Origin of the sequence: Dietzia sp. UCD-THP (assembly GCF_000349585.1) — a bacterium.
Lineage (GTDB): Bacteria > Actinomycetota > Actinomycetes > Mycobacteriales > Mycobacteriaceae > Dietzia > Dietzia natronolimnaea_A.
Genome location: NZ_AOSR01000032.1, coordinates 23564 through 39698, shown reverse-complemented (window position 1 = coordinate 39698; position 16135 = coordinate 23564). Strand labels below are relative to the sequence as shown.

The window sequence follows — 16135 nt, the reverse complement described above, 5'->3', positions numbered from 1 at the left end:
CGCGGCGGGTCTGTTCGCCGCCGCCGGGGATGCGCGGCGGGTTTGGACCGGACTCGCCGCGCACCCCCGTGGGTTCCGTGCAAAGACCCCGCGCACCCGGGCGGGACTTGCCGGTCAGCCGCCAGCGATCGCCCGGAGCGCCTCCAGGTGCGACCCGTAGGCCCTGCGACCCTCGCGGCTCAGCGCCAGCCAGGTCCGGGGTCGCTTTCCCACGTACCCCTTGCGCACTTTGAGGTACCCGGCCTTCTCCAGCACCGCGACCTGCTTGGACAGCGTCGAGTCGGAGACCTCCACGGCGTCGCGGATCGTGGCGAACTCGGCGTCGTCGACCCCCGCAAGGGCGGCGACGATGGAGAACCTCACCGGTGCGTGGATGACCTCGTCGAGCCGGTGACGCGCGTGCCCTTCCGCCCGGCCGTCGGAGTCGTCGGGGCCGTCTGGGACGTCGGGGGCAGCGGCGTGACCGCCAGCGGTGTCGGTCCCGGCGGCGTCGCCTGTCGAACCGCTCACCGCGCGGCACCCCGCCGTGCGATGCGCGCGGCGGCGATCAGTCCGGGCATCGCCACCAGCCCCACGCCGAGGAGATACCACCAGGCGGTGAGGCCGATCGTGGTGCGGATGACGTGCAGCCCGGTGACGACGACGAGCACCATCACCCCGGAACCCGCGACCCCCCGGAAGGACGTCCGGGCCGAGCCACGGGGGCTGGCGCCGATCGCCCGCCGCTGCCAGGCCATCACGGCGAACAGAAGCACCGCGTACGGCACCATCGCCCAGTCGGTGAACATGATCGCGATGGTCCCGGCGCCCATCACCACCGCGATGAGCGCGGTGAACCAGGCGAATATCCGGGCATCGCGCGTGGAAGAGACCGGCGGGCGCCCCTCGACCTCCGCGAGGAGCCTGGCGGCCTCGGCGCGTCCGACCGCGCCGGTGGTGTGGTTGTCCGTGGTCATGGCTTCACCCTTCTCCTGACTTCCCCGGGGCCCCGCCCGGCTGATGACTCGATACTAGGAAACTACTTTCAAGTTTGGCAAGTAGTTTCCTCCGATCGCATCGCAACGATGCCGTCGACCGTGGCGATCCCCCCGGGTCCACTACACTCGCGCAGGTCATGGAATTGAAGGCAGTCAAGAAGGACCTCATCGCCAAGATCGCCGCCCCCCGCGACTCATCGCGCGCCGATCCGGTGGACCCCTACCTGCCCAGCGCCGGAAACCACGGCTACCGGGTGACCCGGTACGAACTGGACCTCACCTACAAGATGAGCTCCAACAACCTGCGCGGCCAGGCCGTGATCACCGCCACGGCCACCGAACCGCTCGAATCCGTCCAGCTCGACCTGTCCCCTCACCTCGACGTCGCCAAGGTCTCGCTAGACCGCGGCCGGGTCGCCCGGTACAGCCGGCCGCGGGGCAAGCTCACCGTCACTCCGACCGACCCGATCCCCGTGGGCGCGGCGTTCACCCTCACCATCCGGTACTCGGGCAACCCGCGCCCCATCCGCGGCGCCTGGGGGGAGGTCGGCTGGGAGGAACTGACCGACGGCGTCCTGGTGGCCAATCAGCCCAACGGGGCCGCCAGTTGGTTCCCGTGCGACGACCACCCGTCGTCCAAGGCCCCGTTCCGGATCCGGCTCACCACCGACTCCCCGTACCGCGCGGTCGTGACCGGTTCGCTGGTGGCCAAGAAGCGCAGCGGCAGCACCACCACCTGGGAGTTCGACCTCCCGCAGCCCACCTCCACCTACCTCGTCACCATCAACCTGGGGCAGTACGAGCATCTGGAGGTGACCGGCGGCTCGGTGCCGGTCCACGCCTACCTTCCCGCGGACCTCAAGCGGGACTTCCGGGTGGCGTTCGCCCGCCAGCTCGAGATGATCGAGGTCTTCACCGACCTGTTCGGCCCGTACCCGTTCGGTGAGTACAAGGTGGTGGTGACCGACGACGAGCTGGAGATCCCCCTCGAAGCGATGGGCATGTCCACGTTCGGCCGCAACACCGCCGAGGCGGGCACGGAGGACGAGCGGCTGATCGCCCACGAACTCGCGCACCAGTGGTTCGGCAACGCCGTCACCGCCGCCGAATGGAAGCACATCTGGCTCCACGAGGGCTTCGCCTGCTACGCCGAGTGGCTGTGGACCGAGTTCTCCGGCGGCGCGGACGCGGGCAGCCACGCGCTGCGCTACTACTCCAAGCTGCAGAACTCCCCGCAGGATCTGCTGCTGTCCGACCCGGGCCCCAAGGACATGTTCGACGACCGCGTCTACAAACGCGGTGCGCTCACCCTGCACGCCCTGCGCCTGACGATCGGCGATGAGCGGTTCTTCCAGTTGCTCCGTGACTGGGTGACCAAGTACTCCGGCAAGACCGCGACCACCGACGACTTCCTGCACATGGCCGCGGACCACTCCCCCGTGGATCTGCGACCCCTGTGGTCAGCGTGGTTGTTCTCCGAACCGTTGCCACCCACCCTCGGCATGCCCGATGACCACGCCGGCCGCCGCTGACCCGACCCCCACGAACGGCCGCCGCGCCGCGGGTGGGATGCGGGCGCTGACGCTGGCGACGGCGTTCGCCGCCGCCTCCGGCTACCTGGTGATGCTGGTCGCCGGCCGAACGCTCGGACCGTCGGACTACCCGCTCTTCGCCACCTACTGGGGCGCCTTCTTCGCCCTGGGCGGCGTGGCCAACGGACTCATGCAGGAGGCGACCCGGGCCGTGAGGTCGGCGCGGGTGGGTCCCGCGCCGGATGTCCCGGCACCGGGCACGGGAGGCCGGGTCAGACTGCTGCCCGCCGGACTGATGCTGGGCCTCGCGCTGGCCGCGGTCGTCGCGGTGAGCGCTCCCGCCTGGCCACACCTGGGGCTCCCCACGTTCTCCGGGCTGGGCGTGGCGGTGATGGCGGTGGGGATCCTCGGCTTCAGCCTCCAGGCCGCCACGGCGGGGGCGCTCTCGGGAACCGAGCTCTGGGGCCTGTACGCGGTGCTGCTCACCGTGGACGCCGCGCTGCGTCTGATGGTCGCTGGCGTGGCGTGGTGGGCCGGTGACCCCGGGCTCGGATTCGCACTCGCCACCGTCGCCGGCACCGTCACCTGGGCGCTGATGATCGCCCTGTCCCCGGCCACCCGCGACGCGCTGAGCCATGCGCTCGACGTGGGCCGTCGACGGTTCTGGCGCAACACCGCCTCGGCGATGCTGGCCTCGGCGGGGACCGCCGCACTGGTGGTGGGCTTTCCCGTGTTCGTCACCGCCACCGTCCGCGAGTCGGACCCCGCGCCGCTGGTCGGCGCGGTGATCCTGGCCATCACCCTCACCCGGGCGCCGCTGCTGGTGCCGTTGACCAGTTTCCAGAGCGCGATCATCGTCCACTTCGTCCAGCGCCGCGAGCTCGGCCCGCGCGCGCTGGCCGGCCCGCTCACCCTGGTCGCCGCGGTCGGCCTCGTGGGCGCGGGCGCGGCCTGGCTCGTGGGCCCGTGGCTCATCCGCGTGCTGTTCGGCGCCGAGTTCGAACTCCCCGGAGCGGTGCTGGCCGCTCTCACCGCGGCCTCCGTCGGTACCGCCGCGCTCATGGTCACGGGCAACGCCGCGCTGGCCTTCGACCGACACACGCTCTACAACGCCGGCTGGTGGGTGGCGGTGGGGGCCGCGCTGATCCTCCTGGTCTCGGTGCCCGGCCCGCTCGACGTGCGCTCGGCCATCGCCCTTCTCGCCGGGCCCGGCATCGGGGTGGCGGTGCACGTCGCCGGCCTCGCGGTGATCGCCCGGCTCGATCGGGAGCCCTCCGGATGAGCGAAGCCCGGGTGCTCGCGCGGCGCGCGGGTGAACTGCTGGCGGGGCTCGTCGTCGCCGCACTGGTGGCCACACTGACCCTCACGGCCGTCGATGCGCTGTCCCTGCCGGAGCCCAGCTGGCTGCCGGAGGCCCTGGGCGCCACCGTCGCCGCGGGACTGGTGGTGCTGGCCGGCTGGCTCCTGCTGCGCGGCGCGCGCCGGGGCCGAGACAGCGGCCGCGATACCGGCGGGCGCGGACTGTGGCTCCTCGGGACCGCCGGCCCCGCGTTCCTCGCCTCCTCCCACCTCGGCCTGCTGCTGGCCGGGACGCCGCACTACCTCTACGGCCTCGGCGGCGACCAGCTCAACCGCGTCGCGTACCTGACCCGCTTCGCCGACTCCCCCGCGCTCGCCGACCCCTTCTACGCCGACGCCGCGCCTTTCTACCCGCCGCAGTGGTTCTGGGTGGGCGGGCGACTGGCCGCCCTGACCGGGATCGAGGGCTGGGAGTTCTACAAGCCCTACGCGATCGTCACCATGGCGATCGCGGGCGCGATCGCCTTCGTCGCCTGGCGCTGGCTGGTGCCGACCCGGCTCGCGGTGCTGTTCGGTCTGGTCACCGCGGTCGTGGGTGGACACACCAACGCCTACGAGCCCTACTCGTGGATCCTCATCTGCCTCCTCCCGCAGGTCGTGGTGGCGACCTTCCTGCTCTGCGCACGCGCCGCCGCGCGGTCGCGGGGCACCGACGGCCGCCGACCCACGTGGCCGCTGGTCGTGACGATCGGCGTCTACCTCGGATGGGCCGCCCTGGACTACACGCTCATCGCGGGTGTCGCGGCGTTGCTGGTGGCCCTCGTCGTCGTCATCACCACCTGGCGCCACCGCGCCGACCGACACGTCGTCGTCACTCTTCTCGCCCGACTGGCGGCGATGGCCGGCATCTCCGCACTGGTCGCGCTGCTGTTCTGGCACCGCTTCCTCCTGGCCGTACTGGGCGGCGCGGAGACCGAGCCGTCCGTGGCCAACGACTTCGCCCCGGAGATCGGATCCCGCTGGCCACTGCCGATGTTCGAGGTGTCCGCCGCGGGGCTGCTGTGCCTGATCGGGGTCGTGTGGGTGGTGGCGACCGTGTGGCCGGGCGGCGCCGGCCGCCTGACAGACCGCGGTGCGGCGGCCCTGGGTTCCAGGATCGGCGCCCGGATCGGCGCGCGTCCCGAGGACGACGACGAGGACGACGACGAAGCCGACGACGAGGCCGCGTTCTCCCGGCCGGACTGGCCCCTGCCCACCCCGGCGCGCGCACTCGTGCTGGCGCGAGCGCTGGGGCTGATGATCCTCACGGTCTTCGGGTGGTTCGCGCTCTCGGGGCTGAGGGCGGCCACCGGGTCCACGCTGCTGCCGTTCCGGTTGATCCCGGCGATCACGTTGGCTCTCGCGCTCGCCGGTGTGGTGGGCTCGCTCGCCCTGGCCCGGTGGGCGGTGTCCACGTCGCCCCCGCACTCCCGCGGGCGGGTCGCCGCGGTGGCCGTGGTGGTGGCCGGCCTGGCCGCGATCCAGATGGTGCAGCACGTCTCGGAGGAGGATTCGGCCTTCGCCGCCGCCGCCCGTGACACCGTCCCCGCGCCCTCAGCGGTGATGGAGGCGATCGACGAGATGACGCCCGGCCGGGAGCCGTCCGATCTGGTGGTGCTCACCGCGGTCCCGACCGTCTACGCCTACCGCCCCTACTTCACCTTCCAGGCGCCCGCGCAGGCGTACGCCACCCCGGCCGGCCGCTACACCGAGCGGACGGACGAGATCCGCCGGTGGGCCACCGCCACCTCCCCGCGCGAGCTGGCCGACGCGCTGGAGTCCGGGCCCTTCCGCGGCCCGGACGTGATGGTGCTCGCGCGGGAGGGCATCCGGACCTGGGGGCTGCCGGTGGCGATCAACGAAATGCCCCTGGCCAGGAACAACAGCCGGGAGACGATCCGGTTCTCCCCGGCGCAGTTCGCGGACCCCGAGCTCTTCGACGTCCGCGAGGTGGGCTCGAGAGTGGTGATCGTGCGACGCTGACCGGCCGGGCCGTACTTCAGGCGGGCAGCGGATCAGGCGGGGCGCAGCGTGCTCGGCGCGGGGAAGGGCACGACGATCTCGCGGCCCACATCCTCTACGGCGTCAGTCAACGCTGTGGAGAGAACAATGCGGTCATCATAGACGTGGGCGATGCGGACCACGGTGTCGCGGCCTTCCTCCTCGACGACGTAGCGATCCATCAGGAACCGCAGGCCGATCTCGTCGAGCACGCCCTCCGCGTCGTACCACTCGTCGACCGGGTCCAGCGGACGGCCGAGGCGGTCTATCGGCACGACCTGGGGCTCGGCGACAATCATGTCGATCCAGCCGATCGTTTCGCCGTCCTCGCGGCGGTGCGGGATCCACTGCTCGGGAACCACCTGACCTCCCTCCAGCCACTCCGGCTATTCACCAGCCGCGAATTCTGGTCGTGCCCAGTGCGGCACGGGGGCCGGCGCCGTTCCGCCGCAGCAGCGACGACCAGACCGACACCGCCTCCGCCTGCGCCGACATGACGCCCAGCGGACACTGCGCCCGCCCCGGGGTCAGAACTTCCTGAAGCTGTGGCCGAGGAGCCGCTTGCCGCCCTCGGCGAGCTTGCCGGCCCGGGCCGCGGTAGGCAGCAACGACAGGGAGTTGAGCCGGGAGGTCACGTGCAGACGCGCGGCCCGCTCGGCCTTCTTCCAGCCCCGGGCGGCGAACGCGTCGGCCTCGGCGGCGAAGAAGCGGGCCTCCTCGTCGAAGCGGCGGCCGTCGAGCGCGCGCACCGAGGAGTCGGACGCCGAGTGGCGGCGGTAGAGGAACGCCAGCGTCGGGTCGTAGACCATGTGGCCGCCGGCGGTGATCACGTCGACGAGCAGCGCCAGGTCCTGGACCACGTCGAGCCCCTCGCGGAACCCGATACGGCGGATCCACTCGGAACTCCACGCCAGGGACGGGAAATAGGTCCAATTGCCGTGCATCAGCGAGGTCATCAGCTTCTCGCCGTGCAGGACCGTGCGCCCGTCAGTCCTGGGCTGGGTGAACGACTTGACGGTGTCCGACAGCGGCCGGACCGGCGCACCGTGCTCGTCGATCACGCTGACGCCCACCTCCATCACGGCGGCGTCAGGCACGGCCGCGAACCCGTCGGCCACCACCTGAAGGTAGTTGGGCAGCATGATGTCGTCGGCGCCCATCACCACGACGATCGGCGCGGTGACCATCTCCAGGCACTTGCGGTAGTTGCCGTTGGCGCCGAGGTTGGCCTCGTTCTTCTCGTACGTCACCCGCTCGTCGCGTGCGGTGATCTCCCCCATGTAGCGGGCGGGCTCCGGGTCCGGGTAGCCGTCGTCCACCACGACCAGTCGGAAGTCCGAATAGCTCTGGGAGAGAACGCTGTCCACAGCCCTTTTGAAGTGGCCGACATCCCCGTAGTAGGGGAGCATCACATCGATGGCCATCGGGGAACCGCCGTCCTTCTCGTCACCGGGTTATCCGTCCGATCGCATAGTATCGACCGGCGATGAGCAGTGACAGTGAGCGACTCCCAGGGCACGGCGACACGGCCGGCGGCGGCCCCGGCGGCGGTCTTTCAAACGACCCCGCGGGCAACCGCGACGTCTGGCTGATCGTGCCGTGCTTCAACGAGGGCACCGTCATCGAGGACGTGCTCAGCAGTGCGCGAGAGACGTTCCCGAACATCGTGGCGGTCGACGACGGGTCGTCCGACGAATCCGCCGCCGCGATCCACCGGGCGGGGGCGCACCTGGTCCGCCACCCGGTCAACCTCGGGCAGGGGGCCGCAATCCAGACCGGTGTCGAGTACGCCCGCACCCAACCCGGCGCCCGCTACTTCGTCACCTTCGACGCCGACGGCCAGCACCAGGTCAAGGACGTGCTCGCGATGGTGGAGAGGGTCCGCGCCGAACCGGTCGACATCGTGGTGGGAACCCGCTTCGGCCGCCCACGTCGGGAGGGCGATCAGGTCCCGCTGATCAAGCGGATCGTCCTGAGGACCGTCGTCATGCTGAGCCCACGTACCCGCCGGCTGGGCCTGACCGACGCCCACAACGGGCTCCGGGTGTTCAACACGCGGGTCGCGGACGACCTCAACCTGCGGATGAACGGCATGAGCCACGCCAGCGAGTTCGTGGAACTGATGGACAGCCGTGGGTGGCGCGTGGCCGAGCAGCCCGTCGACATCCTCTACACCGAGTACTCCATGTCGAAGGGGCAGTCGCTGCTCAACGGGATCAACATCCTCTCCGACGGGTTCGTGGGAAAGAGGTTGCCGCGATGATCAAGGCACTGCTGTTGCTCGCCGGCGCCGCGTTGGTGGCGTTCTTCGTCGCCAACCGGCGCAAGGCACGGGCGAAGGCCGGCGTCAAGATCGGCTTCGTGCTGTTCGTGGTGTTCATGGTCTATGCGGTCCTGCGCCCGGACGACCTCACCGTGGTGGCCAATGCGTTGGGCGTCCAGCGGGGCACGGACCTGGTTCTTTACGCGCTGGTCATGGGCTTCGCCTTTGTCACCGTCTCCACCTACGTGCGATTCCGCGAACAGGAACTGCGCTACGCCCGGTTGGCCCGGTCGATCGCGCTGCAGAACGCGGTGCGGCCGGAAGACGAGCCCGACGCGACCGCGGTGATGCCCGTCGCGGACGACGACGACCGCCTGCGGCGGTGAGCACCCGGCCGGCTGGCGGCGCTGGTACCGGAGGCGCGCAGGTCGGTGAGGCGGAGGTCCGCGCCGAGGCGGGCCGGCTCGCGTCGCGGCTCGAGGCGGCGAGGGAGCGGCTCGACGACGACGAGGTGCGCGACCTCCTGGCGCCCGCCCTCACCCGGGTCACCCGACTGCACGACATCGCACGGTCGCTGGCGGAGGGCGCGGCCTCCGACGCGGAGGCCGCGCAGGCCGCACGGGACCTGACCGACGCCCACCCGACGCGGCGACCCCGGTGACCGGAGCCCTGCGAGAGGACCCGCCACCCGAGCAGGTGCGCTCACTCCTCGAGGCGGCGGCCCGGATGGTGGCGGCCAGGGACGCGCTCACGATCGCGCGGGACGCCCTGGCCTCCTCCCCCACGCGCTCTCCCGCGCTGACGGCCCTGGCCGGGGCGATCGACGCCGAGGCCCGCGGGGTCGACGAGTTCCTGGCGGGTCTCTACCGGCTGGTCGAGCTCGCCGAGGACATCTGGGCCGACCTCGACGGCCCGCACCCGGTGCCGGCCTCAGGCCGCGATCGGCTGCGCGCGTCGCTGGACCGGGCGGTCGACAACGCGCTGACCGATCTGGCGCGGTTGGCCGGTGCGGGCGAGGTCGCCGGACCCGGTCGGACGGGCGCCGAGCCCCTCGACACCCGGGCCACCGTCGAGGCCTGGACAGAGGCCACGCCCGACGAGGTGTACTCGAGCGTCGAACACCTGAGCCCCGCCGACCGACGCCTGCTCGCGCTGGCCGAGCCCGAGGCCGTCGGCGGGACCTACGGCGTCCCGTGGGCGGTGCGCGCGCGGGCGAACTCCGTCCTGGTGCGCCGCGCGCTGCACCGCGAACAGCTGGCCGGGACACCGTGGAGTCCGCGAATCGGGCGACTGGAAACCATGACGCGACGGGGTCCGGGTCGTCGTCGTCGCTCCTTCGTGGGGTTCTCCCCGCTGCGGGGTGGACGGATGATCGAGGTGGTGGGGGACGTCGGTCCGCGCACCGAGGCGGTCGCGGTCTACGTCCCCGGCACGGGCACCAACCTCGACATGTCCCACGTCAACACCGACGTCGCGGTGGACCTGGTGGAGGCCGGTGGTGGCCGGCTGGTCGTGGTGGCGTTCCTCGACGGCGAGTTCCCGCAGGACATCATGGCCGATGCCGGCGACCCGCGCTACGCCGAGGCGATGGCGCCCCGCCTGGTCCGGTTCTGCCGGGAGGTGGACCGGGTGATCGAGATCGAGTGCCCGGGCGCCGCGTTGACCGTGGTGGGCCACTCCTACGGCGGGCGGATCGTCGGGACGGCGGAGCGGCTGGGCATGCGTGCCGACCGCGTGATCTACGCCGAGTCCCCGGACCTCGGGGTGGGGGTCTCGGGGCCGGCCGACTGGCGGTCACCCGGCCCCGTCCGCAGGTTCTCGTTCACCTCTCCCGGGGACCCGGTCGAACTGCTGCAGGTCAGATGGGGGCTGAGGCGGGCCTGGTCCACCTCCGACCTCTCCGACGGCGCCACCCGCCTCGACACCGGGTACTTCGCCGACGGCGCCCCCGTCTACGGCACGCGCGGCCACGGCGGGGTGTTCGACCGCGGGTGCGGTGCGTTCGAGGCGATGCTCGCCGTGATGCTCGGCGGCCGGGCGCCGCTCTGGCGCGACCGCCGGATCCGGGCCCGGCACACGCGCGTCGACCCGGGGGACGACGGCCGGGTCCTGCCCACGGTGTGGCGTCATGCCACGGGGCTGTGGCTCCGCCGGGCCGACGACCCGTACGGCGACGCCGAGATCCTGTGGGAGGCTCCGGAACGTCTTGTCGCCGTTCCGGTGTCGACACGCGCGGCGGGGCACGGGGTTGTCCCCGGCACCGGGGGTGACTGATACTGGGGTCCATGGCTCCGCTGGACTCCCGCTTCCCACGCCCCTCGGCCACCGCTCTGGGGGTGGGCGCCCTCGGCGTGGTCTCCGCCGGCCTGATCTCCACCGGGCTCTGGTACGACTCGCACCGCAACGCCCAGGCGGTCGAGCGGGCGCGCGAGCAGGTGTCCACCGCCCAGACCGCGGACGCCTCTCCGGAGCCCGTCGCGGTGACCACCTCCGAGCCGGCCGAGGAGGGCGATCCCGCCGACTCCACCGAGACTCCCGCAGGGAGCCCCGACGCCCCTGTCGGCGGTGATCCCTCGACGGACGCCGGGGCCGCGCAGACCGAGCCCTCGGCGGTGGCGACCGCGCGGGCATCGGTGCCCACGCCCGCGGCGGCCGTGGCGGCCGCGGGGGGCGCTGCCCCGCAGCGTTCTGCTCAGGCGTCCCCGCCGGCCCCGGTAGCCGATCGGGCGACCCCGTCCACCGGCGGCGGCGCCACCGAGACCGCCACCGGAGGCGCCACCTCGGAACCCACGGAACAGCAGATCACCCAGCCGGTCGACCCCGCCCCCGCGCCGGGTGGTGTCCTGCCCGGTCTGATGGACCTGGTCCGCCCGTTCCTGCCGCAGCCGAACGCGGTGCAGCAGGCGCCCGCGGTACAGCAGGCGCCCGAGGCCCAGGTGGGCACCGGAGCGGCCGACGAGGGGCCGGGGCTCACGCCCTGAAGTAGTCCACGGTCCGCTCGACGCCGTCGGCGATCGACACCCGCGGGACCCAGCCGAGGACGTCGGCGGCCCGGCCGGCGTCCAGCGCGGACCGGGCCACGTCCCCGAGGCGGGCGGGCGCGTACTCGGGGTCGTCCCCCGACCCCGCCGCCGCGGCCACCAGGGTGTGCAGGTCGCGGTCGCTGGTCTCGACCCCGGTGCCCACGTTGAACCGCTGGCCGGCGGCCGCCGGAACCGTCGCCGCGCGCACGAACGCGTCCACCACGTCGTCGACGAACACATAGTCGCGGGTGTTGCCACCGTCCCCGAACACCCGGGTCGGCTGTCCCGCGAGCAGTCGCTGCGCGAAGATCGCCACCACCCCGGCCTCGCCGTGCGGGTCCTGGCGCGGGCCGTACACGTTGGCCGGCGCCACGCCCGCCCACTCGATGCCGTACAGCTTGGCGAACATCTCGAGGTACACCTCGCCGGCGACCTTGCCCGCCGCGTACGGGCTCATCGGATCCACCGCCCGCGACTCGGCCACCGGCAGATCGGTGACGGGACCGTAGATCGATCCTCCCGAGGAGGTGAAGACGATCCGCCGCACCCCGGCTCGCCGGGCGGCCTCGGCGAGCCGGACCGTTCCCACCACGTTGACCTCGGCGTCGTGCACCGGGTCCTCCACGGACAGGCGGACGTCGATCTGCGCGGCCAGGTGGAACACGACCTCGGGCGCGACCTCCGCCACCAGGTCCACGATCCCGGGGTCTGTCAGGGTCATCCGGTGGAAGTCGAACCGCGATCCGGCCTCCCGGGCACCCGCGAGGTTCTCGAGGCGACCCCGCGAGAGGTCGTCCACGACGGTCACCTCGTGCCCCTCGGAGAGCAAGCGGTCCACCAGGGTCGACCCGATGAACCCGGCCCCACCCGTCACGAGTGCCTTCATTGACAAACCCCTCCCGAAGCGCGGCGACGCGGCCGCGGCGTCCTGTCGGACGACAGCTCCGAGGATACGACCCGGATCGACTCGGGCCGCTCACTCCCCGCCGTACAGCTCGGTGGCGCGGGTGAGGGGGGTGCGTCTGTCCGGCGGGAACGGCGAGTCGGCCAGGATCCGGTCGATCTCCCCCTGCGTGAAGGCCGCACGGACGGCGAAGATCCGCACCTGGGAGTCCGAGTAGACCTTGACCAGGCCCGGGGCCTGATCGAGCCGGAGCAGGTGCTCGTTGGGCTTCTGGAACCCCCAGTAATTGGGCGGGCTGACGTAGACGTAGGTCACGCCGAGCTCGTCGAGCGCGGAGTCGACGCGAGGGTCGGTACCGGCCCGGTCCATGCTGAAGAACAGGGCGGTCGTGAGCGGAGCGGTGGAGCCGGGCTGGAGATAATGCCGTGCGGTCGAGGGCAGACCGTGGGTCGCGTACATCCACCCCGACCCCTCGTCGGGGTTGGTGTAGACGAGGCCCGAGTAGGCCTGCGGTTGCTCGGAGAGCCACTCGAAGGCGCGCAGATCGTGACCGTCGACCATCCGACCCGCGCGCTGGTTCGCGCCCGCCGCCGAGGCGTACTCGGGCGAGGCCTGCACGACCCACGACCCGGTGGCCACCAACGCGGCCAGCGCCACGGCGACCCGCAGGCCCGCCGCACCGGTCCCGCGCGGGTCGGTGATCGGGTCGATCAGGCGGGCCGCCCACCCCGCCAGCGCCTGGACGGTCACGCCCACGCCCACGCCGACGGCGGCCGCCACGAGGACCGCCAGGAGCACCCCGATCCGGCGCGGGTCGTTGTAGTAGATGCTCCCGATCCCGCGCAGGGCGCCACCGGTCCAGTTGCCGAACATGCTCATGGAGTTGACGCACACCACCAGCACCCCGCCCCAGAGCAGGATCGGCCACAGTACGAGGCGCCGGAGCATGACGATCACGCCCAGCGCCGCGAGTGAGAGCAGCACCCAGCGCACTCCCCAGTCCTGCACGTGCCGGACCTGCAGTGCCACGGCGCGCCCCCAGACGGCGGCCCGGTCGGCGTTGATCTCGAACTGGAAGGCCGAGATCTCGTCCGCGTCCTCGGAGACGGTGAGCACCTGGGGCAGCAGGGTGAGGACCCCGGCCAGCCCGACCCCGGCCAGGACGAGGAAGTCCCGCACCCGTCCCCTGACCGGGCGCCACAGGCCCTCGAACAACCACCAGAACAGCACGATCACCGCGGCGGTGACCATGGCCGACGGGTGGATGCCCCCGACGCCGACCAGCCCGAGCGCCGCGGCGGGGACGAGGCGGCGGTCGGACAACGAGGCCACCACGACCGCGGCCACGAGTCCCGCCAGTCCGTTGGCCACCCCGGACGGCGTCGCGGCCACCATCACCTCGACGAACGGCAGCCCCGGGAACAGCGGGGTCGCCATCGCGGCGACGGCCGCGGAGGTGGCGGCAGCCGGGCGGGAGAACGAGCGGTGGGTGATGAGCCAGGCGAGCGCGGCCACGCCGAGCGGGAACACCAGCGCCATGGAGCCGATCTGGACGAGGTTGTAGGTCTCGACCGCCCCGATGCCGCGCAGCCCCATCACCAGGGCGGCGATCGCGTGCCAGGTGCTCGGGTAGTAGAGGGTGGCCCCGTTCTCCGGATACCGCAGCAGGCCCGCCTGGTCGGGGGACGCCAGGCCCGTGTCGTGGATGAAGCGGAGGTAGTTGGCGTGCCAGTGGGCGTCCCAGCCCTGGAAGATGTTCGCGGTGCCGCCCGGGGTGGCGGCGAGTTCCGTGATGATCATCTGGCCGATCAGCCATGCGCTCACCAGGATCGACGCGGCCGGCAGCAGCCACCACCACGCGCGTCGGGGGCTCGGGGTCGCGACCGGGCTGCGGGGGCGCCGGGTGTCGTCGGCCGGCTCGCCGGGCCGGCCGCCCGCCCGGGCACGGCGTCGACGCCGGAGCCACAGCGATCCGGAGATGAGCAGCCCCATCAGCCCCACGATCGCCGCGGTGACGGCCGTGGCGACCGCGTACCCGGCGAGGGACCACGGCACCCCGGACCGGCCGTAGACATAGGTGGCGATCGTGACGATCCCCGCGGACACGGGTATCGACGTGCCCACGGCCATCCGGAGAGAAAGTCGAGCGGCCAGTCCCACGATCAACCCGGGAACCACGAGGAGTGACGTCAGGGTCAGCATGACCATCGCGATGTCGATGACCTGCCTCCGTCCCTGTCGTCCTCATCCGGTCCGACCCATTATGGGCCACCCACCCCGCCGCCCTCAGCGCGGCACGAGGACTCCGACCGGTCCGCTGCCGATGCACAGCTCCGAGACGCCCCCGCGCGGGGAGACGGTCAGCCCCGTCCCCCCTCCCTCGACGCGGACGAAGACCGTTCCCAGGCCCGCCGACACCGGGGCCGTCACCTCGGATCCCTCGTCGAGCCGGACGCCCACCTCACCGTCCGAGTCGGCGAAGAGGTTGAGCTGGACGATCCAGTCCCGGTCGATCAGGGGCCCGTCGACGGGGATCCGAGCCCCGTCGCTGCCCACCCTGTACCCACACCCGGGCTCGGGCCCCTGCGGGATCGTCCGCAGGGCCGCGACCTCGGCCGGATGCAGGGCGCCCAGGGCGTCGATGAGGACCGGGTCGGTCGTCCACGCGGCGACCGGGGGGATCCCGGGGACACCCGCGAGGACCGACGACAGCCGGTGGGCCGGTGAGGTGACGGGGAGGAGCACCTCGAGCGGCAGGTCCTGGTCGAACAGGGGGGCGCTGCGCTCCCGGAGGGCCTCGAGCAGCGGGAGGGCGTAGTCGCGGGACGGTTGGTCGGCCCAGGTCTGCCGGTAGGTGTGGGTCGAGACCGCCGAGGAGACGAGCAGCGCGACGAGGGCCACCGCTCCGGCGGGCGTGACCAGGCGGACGGTCGCCGCGCTCCCCCGCCGGGGCGCCGACAACGCCAGCGCGGCGGCCGCCGCCAGAACCAGCGGCATCTCGGCGTGGTACCGCAGGGTCTGGACGATCTCCGCTGCCGTGTCCGGCCCCGCCCGCCCCACCGCCACCAGGACCACCGACAGGAGCGGGTAGAGCGCGACCGCGAGCCAGACGGGCCCGGTGCGGCTGCGGGTGGCCAGAGACCACGCCAACACGCCGGCACACGCCAGGGCGCCGAGGAGGACGGCGGCCAGCGGAGGGTCCGCCATGGGCGGCCCGGGGTGCCACCGGTCCCACCGCCACGGCCCGCCCCCCAGGGTCGGGATGACCGCCAGGCGGTAGGTGTGGTCCACCAGGGCCGGAAACCCCGGTCGCGTGCCCTCGACCTCGCCGAACGTGCCCCGGCCACCGAGACGGCCGACGACGACGACGAAGACCGCCGCCCACACCACGAGCACGGCTCCCTGTGCGGCCCAGGCCGTCCGCGTCCGCCGCCAGATCGCACGGGGTGACGCCGACCCGCTCCGGCCGACCCACCACCAGCCCACCAGGACGGCCGCCGACACCACGGGGATGAGGACGGCCTTCTCCACGAACAGCAGGCCCACCGCGGTGGCCAGGACCGCGCCCACCGCGTGCCTGCGGTGCCCCGTCTCGGCCAGCCGGATCGTCGACGCCACGGCCCACGCCATCGCGGCCGAGAGCGGCAGTGCGTTGAGTGCTGCCGCCCACCAGGTGGCGGCCGGGAGCCCGAGGGGGATCGCGAGGGTCGCGACGAGCGGGACCAGCAGCACCGGCCGCCCCCGCAGCAGCACCCACAGCATCCGGGCGAGCGCCGCGCCGGCGAGGAGCTGGAGCACCGCGATCTGCACCAGCGGGAGACGGAAGTCGAGCGGGGCCACGTGTGCCGCGACCCAGGCCAGCGCCATCCCCCCGGGCATCAGGTGGCCGTCGTGGTCGGCGAAGAGCAGGCCGGGGTCGGGGAGACGGTGCGCGGCGGCCTTGCCGTGGAGGATCAGGTCGTCCCAGTAGAACCAGCCCGCGGCCGCCACCCAGGTCCGGAGCGCGGTGAAGGCCACGACGACGACCGCGCACGCCGCGACCAGGCCCCGCGCCGGGGCGTGGGCGGTCGGCTTGGTGTCGGTCTCGGGCGGCATCG

At 72.7% G+C, this 16135-nt stretch carries 15 protein-coding genes; 8 read left to right on the top strand and 7 right to left on the bottom strand.

The genetic code is table 11. The annotated features are described in order from the left end of the window. Positions 1-114: 114 nt before the first annotated feature. Complete coding sequence (locus tag H483_RS24530; RefSeq protein WP_017835921.1) at positions 115-510, bottom strand: transcriptional regulator; 396 nt, start codon at positions 508-510, stop codon at positions 115-117. After that, complete coding sequence (locus H483_RS24525; protein ID WP_017835920.1) at positions 507-956, bottom strand: hypothetical protein; 450 nt, start codon at positions 954-956, stop codon at positions 507-509. Before H483_RS24525 ends, H483_RS24530 begins: the two co-directional genes overlap by 4 nt. 164 nt (positions 957-1120) lie before the next feature. Between H483_RS24525 and H483_RS24520 the strand changes: the two genes are divergently transcribed. Genes H483_RS24520 through H483_RS24510 form a run of 3 tightly spaced genes read left to right on the top strand, consistent with a single transcriptional unit; the run spans position 1121 to position 5830 of the window. Beyond that, positions 1121-2509 carry a M1 family metallopeptidase gene (locus H483_RS24520; protein WP_017835919.1) on the top strand — a complete coding sequence of 463 codons (1389 nt, stop codon included), beginning with the start codon at positions 1121-1123 and terminating at the stop codon, positions 2507-2509. Continuing rightward, on the top strand, positions 2487-3791 hold the full coding sequence (locus tag H483_RS24515) for a hypothetical protein (RefSeq protein WP_017835918.1): 1305 nt from the start codon (positions 2487-2489) through the stop codon (positions 3789-3791). The genes H483_RS24520 and H483_RS24515 overlap by 23 nt, the downstream gene beginning before the upstream one ends. After that, entirely contained in the window at positions 3788-5830 is a 2043-nt protein-coding gene (locus H483_RS24510; RefSeq protein WP_017835917.1) for an arabinofuranosyltransferase, read from the top strand. The genes H483_RS24515 and H483_RS24510 overlap by 4 nt, the downstream gene beginning before the upstream one ends. A 32-nt stretch (positions 5831-5862) precedes the next feature. Here the strand turns inward: H483_RS24510 and H483_RS24505 are convergent, their stop codons facing one another. Both H483_RS24505 and H483_RS24500 read right to left on the bottom strand, forming a co-directional pair. After that, positions 5863-6210 carry a hypothetical protein gene (locus H483_RS24505; RefSeq protein WP_017835916.1) on the bottom strand — a complete coding sequence of 116 codons (348 nt, stop codon included), beginning with the start codon at positions 6208-6210 and terminating at the stop codon, positions 5863-5865. A gap of 165 nt (positions 6211-6375) precedes the next feature. Then, positions 6376-7272 carry a glycosyltransferase family 2 protein gene (locus H483_RS24500; RefSeq protein WP_017835915.1) on the bottom strand — a complete coding sequence of 299 codons (897 nt, stop codon included), beginning with the start codon at positions 7270-7272 and terminating at the stop codon, positions 6376-6378. A 62-nt stretch (positions 7273-7334) separates the two neighbouring features. On the opposite strand from H483_RS24500, the gene H483_RS24495 reads away from it, so the two are divergent. Genes H483_RS24495 through H483_RS24475 form a run of 5 tightly spaced genes read left to right on the top strand, consistent with a single transcriptional unit; the run spans position 7335 to position 11092 of the window. After that, the gene (locus H483_RS24495; RefSeq protein WP_017835914.1) at positions 7335-8111 is read left to right on the top strand and encodes a glycosyltransferase family 2 protein; all 777 of its coding nucleotides are present in this window, start codon (positions 7335-7337) and stop codon (positions 8109-8111) included. Continuing rightward, positions 8108-8497 (top strand): DUF2304 domain-containing protein, encoded by a 390-nt coding sequence (locus H483_RS24490; protein WP_017835913.1) that lies wholly within the window; start codon positions 8108-8110, stop codon positions 8495-8497. Before H483_RS24495 ends, H483_RS24490 begins: the two co-directional genes overlap by 4 nt. Beyond that, positions 8494-8772, top strand: coding sequence for a hypothetical protein (locus H483_RS24485; RefSeq protein ID WP_017835912.1), 279 nt, complete (start codon positions 8494-8496; stop codon positions 8770-8772). The genes H483_RS24490 and H483_RS24485 overlap by 4 nt, the downstream gene beginning before the upstream one ends. Then, a complete protein-coding gene (locus tag H483_RS24480) occupies positions 8769-10385 on the top strand; it encodes an alpha/beta hydrolase (protein ID WP_017835911.1) in 1617 nt (538 codons plus the stop codon). Before H483_RS24485 ends, H483_RS24480 begins: the two co-directional genes overlap by 4 nt. A gap of 11 nt (positions 10386-10396) precedes the next feature. Beyond that, entirely contained in the window at positions 10397-11092 is a 696-nt protein-coding gene (locus H483_RS24475; RefSeq protein WP_031264595.1) for a hypothetical protein, read from the top strand. Here the strand turns inward: H483_RS24475 and H483_RS24470 are convergent. The 3 genes from H483_RS24470 to H483_RS24460 form a co-directional block, all read right to left on the bottom strand. After that, positions 11082-12020 carry an NAD-dependent epimerase/dehydratase family protein gene (locus H483_RS24470; protein ID WP_017835910.1) on the bottom strand — a complete coding sequence of 313 codons (939 nt, stop codon included), beginning with the start codon at positions 12018-12020 and terminating at the stop codon, positions 11082-11084. The genes H483_RS24475 and H483_RS24470 overlap by 11 nt on opposite strands. A 90-nt stretch (positions 12021-12110) precedes the next feature. Then, positions 12111-14240, bottom strand: coding sequence for a DUF6541 family protein (locus tag H483_RS24465; protein WP_193746847.1), 2130 nt, complete (start codon positions 14238-14240; stop codon positions 12111-12113). 84 nt (positions 14241-14324) lie between these two features. Continuing rightward, the gene (locus H483_RS24460) at positions 14325-16133 is read right to left on the bottom strand and encodes a hypothetical protein (RefSeq protein WP_017835908.1); all 1809 of its coding nucleotides are present in this window, start codon (positions 16131-16133) and stop codon (positions 14325-14327) included. Between the last annotated feature and the right edge of the window lie 2 nt (positions 16134-16135).